The 4,315-nt window shown below is 58.4% G+C and carries 4 protein-coding genes; 3 read left to right on the top strand and 1 reads right to left on the bottom strand.

Features of this window, described 5'->3' with window-relative positions:
* Nucleotides 1–193 (bottom strand): transposase family protein (locus ACXWUF_RS19460; protein ID WP_458496242.1); only part of this gene is annotated, 193 nt, incomplete at its 3' end.
* Nucleotides 194–1,042: 849 nt separating this feature from the next.
* Here ACXWUF_RS19460 and ACXWUF_RS19455 point away from each other — a divergent pair.
* The 3 genes from ACXWUF_RS19455 (at nt 1,043) to ACXWUF_RS19445 (ending at nt 4,210) form a co-directional block, all read left to right on the top strand.
* Nucleotides 1,043–1,957: a D-hexose-6-phosphate mutarotase gene (locus tag ACXWUF_RS19455; RefSeq protein ID WP_458496241.1), complete on the top strand. Its 915-nt coding sequence runs from the start codon at nt 1,043–1,045 to the stop codon at nt 1,955–1,957.
* 399 nt (nt 1,958–2,356) lie between these two features.
* Entirely contained in the window at nt 2,357–3,184 is an 828-nt protein-coding gene (locus ACXWUF_RS19450) for an NYN domain-containing protein (protein WP_458496240.1), read from the top strand.
* Between the two features lie 267 nt (nt 3,185–3,451).
* The gene (locus ACXWUF_RS19445) at nt 3,452–4,210 is read left to right on the top strand and encodes a VPEID-CTERM sorting domain-containing protein (RefSeq protein ID WP_458496239.1); all 759 of its coding nucleotides are present in this window, start codon (nt 3,452–3,454) and stop codon (nt 4,208–4,210) included.
* The last annotated feature ends 105 nt before the right edge of the window (nt 4,211–4,315 follow it).

Here is a 4,315-nt window from a genome sequence, read left to right as displayed (position 1 = left end):
GCAGTTCCAGGAAGCCACGAAACCAGGCATCCTCTTCCATGGCGGAATCCTCCATGCCGACCCAGCCCTCGATCCCCGCGAGAACCGCGCAGAACACGATCATGAGGATATCGCTCAACTTGTGTGGCTTGTTCTTGGTTTGCCGGCGAGGATCAACCAAATCGGCAAAATAGGGGCGAGGGTCAGGCAACATAAAAAGCCCTCAATGTATCTCACTCCTTGTCAAGGGGGGAGATAGCGCGATTGCCCTGGGGCACTCAGGGACAAAAGCAGACAACAAACGGCGGGCAGTCACGGCATAAGAATTAGGCTAAGCCAATGATTTTAATTGCTTTTGTGTTTTTTGATGTCGCCATTTTTAGTTTTTTGCTCATTCGTAATGTGTAGGCCGTAGGTTCGAATCCCATCACCCTCCATGAATTCAAAGATTCCCGAAGGAAAATCCGAACCTTGGGGCAAAATCCCAAGCTCAGAACAGCAAAAGCCCGGCCTAGGCCGGGCTTTTTTATGTCCGCCGATCAGCACGGGCTTCCCCATGGCGCGGACGATGATTATGACCGCATCGCCCCCCAATAATGGCGACGATTCTGCTTGATCCTAGACAAGCGCCGGGCCTTGCGGATGTCATTCCAGACGATACAAGCGGAAGGAAGGAGAATCAGGGATAAAATCAGGATGCCTAGCAGGGTGTCAGGGGTCATGGGTGCCTCCCTCTGGGTAAGTCATGGCCGGGATGTCGATGAAAGGTGCCCAAGCAATTTATGGGCCAGATGTTTTCTGGATCGGCCTTCTCCAACAAACCGCGCTGGACTTGGCCCGCGCCGCTGGACCGCAAGGATTGAAATGGCAAATATCCAACAATTTGTCGGGCGCCCGCCGACAGACGCCGGTTCGGGGCGGCAAAAACACCGGCGCGCTCAAGCTCGGAGAAATCATCGCGGACAACCCCGCCGACAAACTACCCGCTTGTCCTAGGCGGGCCATCCGCTTAACCTTCCCTCCCTTGACCGCGCCCGCCCTACCCCCACATCACGGAGGACACATGGACTCAGCCCACGCCCTTGATTTAGAACATCGCCTCGGCATCCCCGGAGCAGCCAGCTTCACCACCAGCCCGCACGGAATGCCGGTGGTCGAAGTCAGCAACGCCTTGTGCGCGGGCACCATCGCCCTGCAAGGCGCCCACTTGCTCAACTGGACCCCCCACGCCCAAGCGCCAGTCATCTGGCTGTCGCCCCTGGCCAAATTCGGGCCGGGCAAGTCGGTGCGGGGCGGCGTGCCGGTCTGCTGGCCCTGGTTCGGGCCGCACCGGGGCGAGTCCGGTTTTCCGACCCACGGCTTTGCCCGCTCGACTGCCTGGGAGCCTATCGAGGCGCAATCGCTGGACGATGACGCCACCCGGCTCGGCTTCCGGCTGGTCGCGACCGACGCCAGCCTGGCCCAATGGCCCCACGCCACGCCGCTGGAAATCCACTACACCCTGGGCGCGGCGCTGGAAATCGAACTCCTCACCCGCAACGCCACGGACGCCCCCGTGGTCATCGGCGAGGCGCTGCACGCTTATTTCGCGGTGAGCGATGTGCGCGGCATCAGCGTGGCAGGCTTGGACGGCTGCGAATACCTGGACAAAGTGGAGGGTGGCCAGCGTAAGCGGCAGGCGGGCGCCATCGCCTTCACCGGGGAAACCGACCGCGTTTATCTCAACACCGCCGCCGACTGCCTGATCGTGGATCCCGGCCTGCACCGCCGCCTCCGCATCGAGAAGCAAGGCAGCCACTCCACCGTGGTGTGGAATCCTTGGGATGAAAAAGCCCGGAAGATGGGGGACATGACCGAGGAGGGCTATTTAGGCATGGTCTGCGTGGAGAGCGCCAACGCGGCGGAAGATGTGGTCGCTATCCCGCCGGGCGGGGAGCATCGCCTGTGGGTGCGCTACTCTGTGGAAGCCTTGGCCTAACCGCAGCTTATACTGTGTTCAGTCACAAATTGAACATCTTGCCCCCTCTCCCTCTGGGAGAGGGTTGGGGTGAGGGCGATCAAATGAAGCTTTCCCCGACCGCCATCTATATTTATTAGGACTTGCGCAGTTCTTGTTATTCAATGCCTTAAAGTGTTCGTAATCCCGCCTTCAGGCGGCAAATGGCCGCCTGAAGCCTGTCCTGAGCGCAGTCGAAGGGGCGGGACTACAAGCAAAAAGCCGCGTAACTCCTAATTTATCTAAAGAGCCGGGACATAGCAGGCCCGCCTCATCCCCGGGGCAAAAACTCCAAAACCATTACACTTCAATAGCGCGGGACAGCCCGTTTTATATCTCTGCCGCACGGCCTCTACTGAATCCCAACCCGGTCATAATCCCATGCCCCAATCCTCCGCCACCCGCATCATGGCTCTGTTCTGTGATTTCGAAAACGTCGCCCTGGGCGTCCGTGACGCAAAGTATTCCGCCTTCGATATTCAGAAGGTGCTGGAGCGCCTGCTGCTGAAAGGCAATATCGTTGTCAAAAAATCTTACTGCGACTGGGACCGTTACAAGGAATTCAAGGCGTCCATGCACGAGGCGGCCTTCGAACTCATCGAGATTCCCCATGTGCGCCAGTCCGGCAAGAATTCCGCCGACATCCGCATGGTCGTGGACGCCTTGGATCTGTGTTACACCAAGTCGCATGTCGATACTTTTGTGATTATCAGCGGTGATTCTGACTTCTCGGCCCTAGTCAGCAAGCTGCGGGAAAATAACAAAATCGTCATCGGGGTCGGCGTAAAGAAGTCCACATCCGACCTGCTTATCGCCAATTGCGATGAGTTCATTTTCTACGACGATCTGGTGCGGGAAACCGAGACCAAACGGCAACGCAAGGGCAAGTCGAAGGCGGGCAAGTCCACCAAGCTAGCGGCACCGGCGAGTGATAGAAAAACTGATGATGACAAAAATCAACAAGCCCTGGACTGGGTGATGGAAACGGTCGAAGACTTGTTCAAGGAGCGGGGCGAAGAAGAAAAGGTGTGGGGGTCGATGGTCAAGCAGGCATTGAAGCGGCGGAAGCCGGGCTTCAACGAGACCTACCATGGCTTCCGCACCTTCGCGAAGCTGCTGGAAGAGGCCCAGGCGCGGAAGCTGCTGGAATTGGAGTTCGACGAGAAGTCGGGGGGCTACATCATCAAGGGCTTGGGACGGGAAGATTGACGGAAGCCGCCCGCCGCCATCGTGGCTATCAAACCCAAACAAAGCGCCCACAAAAAAGCCAATTTGAAAGGCCCGGCCCAACGTCAGTTTTTTTTACACCTTCTCTAACTGGCTTATATGAGCCGCACAACCGTTAAAAAAAACATATTTATTTCAATCCGTTATCACGATTGGTATGGTTGGTGCTTTAATCCTGGCCGAGAAAGATTTGATCATTCTCTGGAAAAAGTCGGACCTGCAACCAGACAACAAGGAAGGAACCCCTACATGAAAAAGTTAACACTACCCCTGGCCGTCATGGCCACCCTCGCCGCTGGCTCCGCCAACGCATTGGTAATCGATGACTTCAATGGCGACACTTATGATGCCAGCGCTGGCGTGTCCCTTCCGGTGCTTTCTAACGATCCCGCAGGCAATGCGTCCGGTGGTTATGGCCGCGACGTAAGCATCACCAGCTCGGGCGATTTCACCGATGTGCAGATCGACACAAGCACCAACCCCGGCGTCTACGCCCACAGCCAGGGTTCCGGCGTCACCGGCACCTCCATCCTCGACTTCGACCTGGGTGGGCCTGTCGATTTGACCGTGGGCGGCACCCAGAATGCCTTCCGCCTTACCCTGGCGGCGACCGACCTCAACGGTATATTCGGTGTCGCCATCAATGGTGGAGCGTTCACCGACATCACCACCAACTCGGTACTCTTCGCCAGTGGTCTTGTCCTGCCCGCCTACGCGGACTTCCTGTTCTCGCAGATCGCGGGCAACGAGGCCACCGCCACGTCCGTGCAGATTAGGATTAACGGCTTGGCCACTACCGCGCTGGATATCTCCATCGACACGCTGGGCACCGCCTGCTCCGGCCTGGGCACCAGCGGCGGCAGCGGCACCGTCGCAAGCGGCGGCAACAACGGCACCTGCGGCGAACCGCCCGTTGTTCCCGAAATCGACGCCATCTCCGGCACCGGCGCACTGACGCTGATGGCGGGCGCACTGGTCCTGGCGGGCGAACGCCGCCGCCGCGGCTAACGAAGCGGCTGGCTCAATCGAGCGCGAAACGCCGACCCTCGGGTCGGCGTTTTTGTTTGCCTACCCATCCCGATCTTCGTATTCTTGCAGGCATGTCGCAAGAAC

The organism is Methylomagnum sp. (assembly GCF_054333355.1).
The sequence above is the reverse complement of the archived record's forward strand: the minus strand, read 5'-3'. Positions and strand labels throughout refer to the sequence as shown.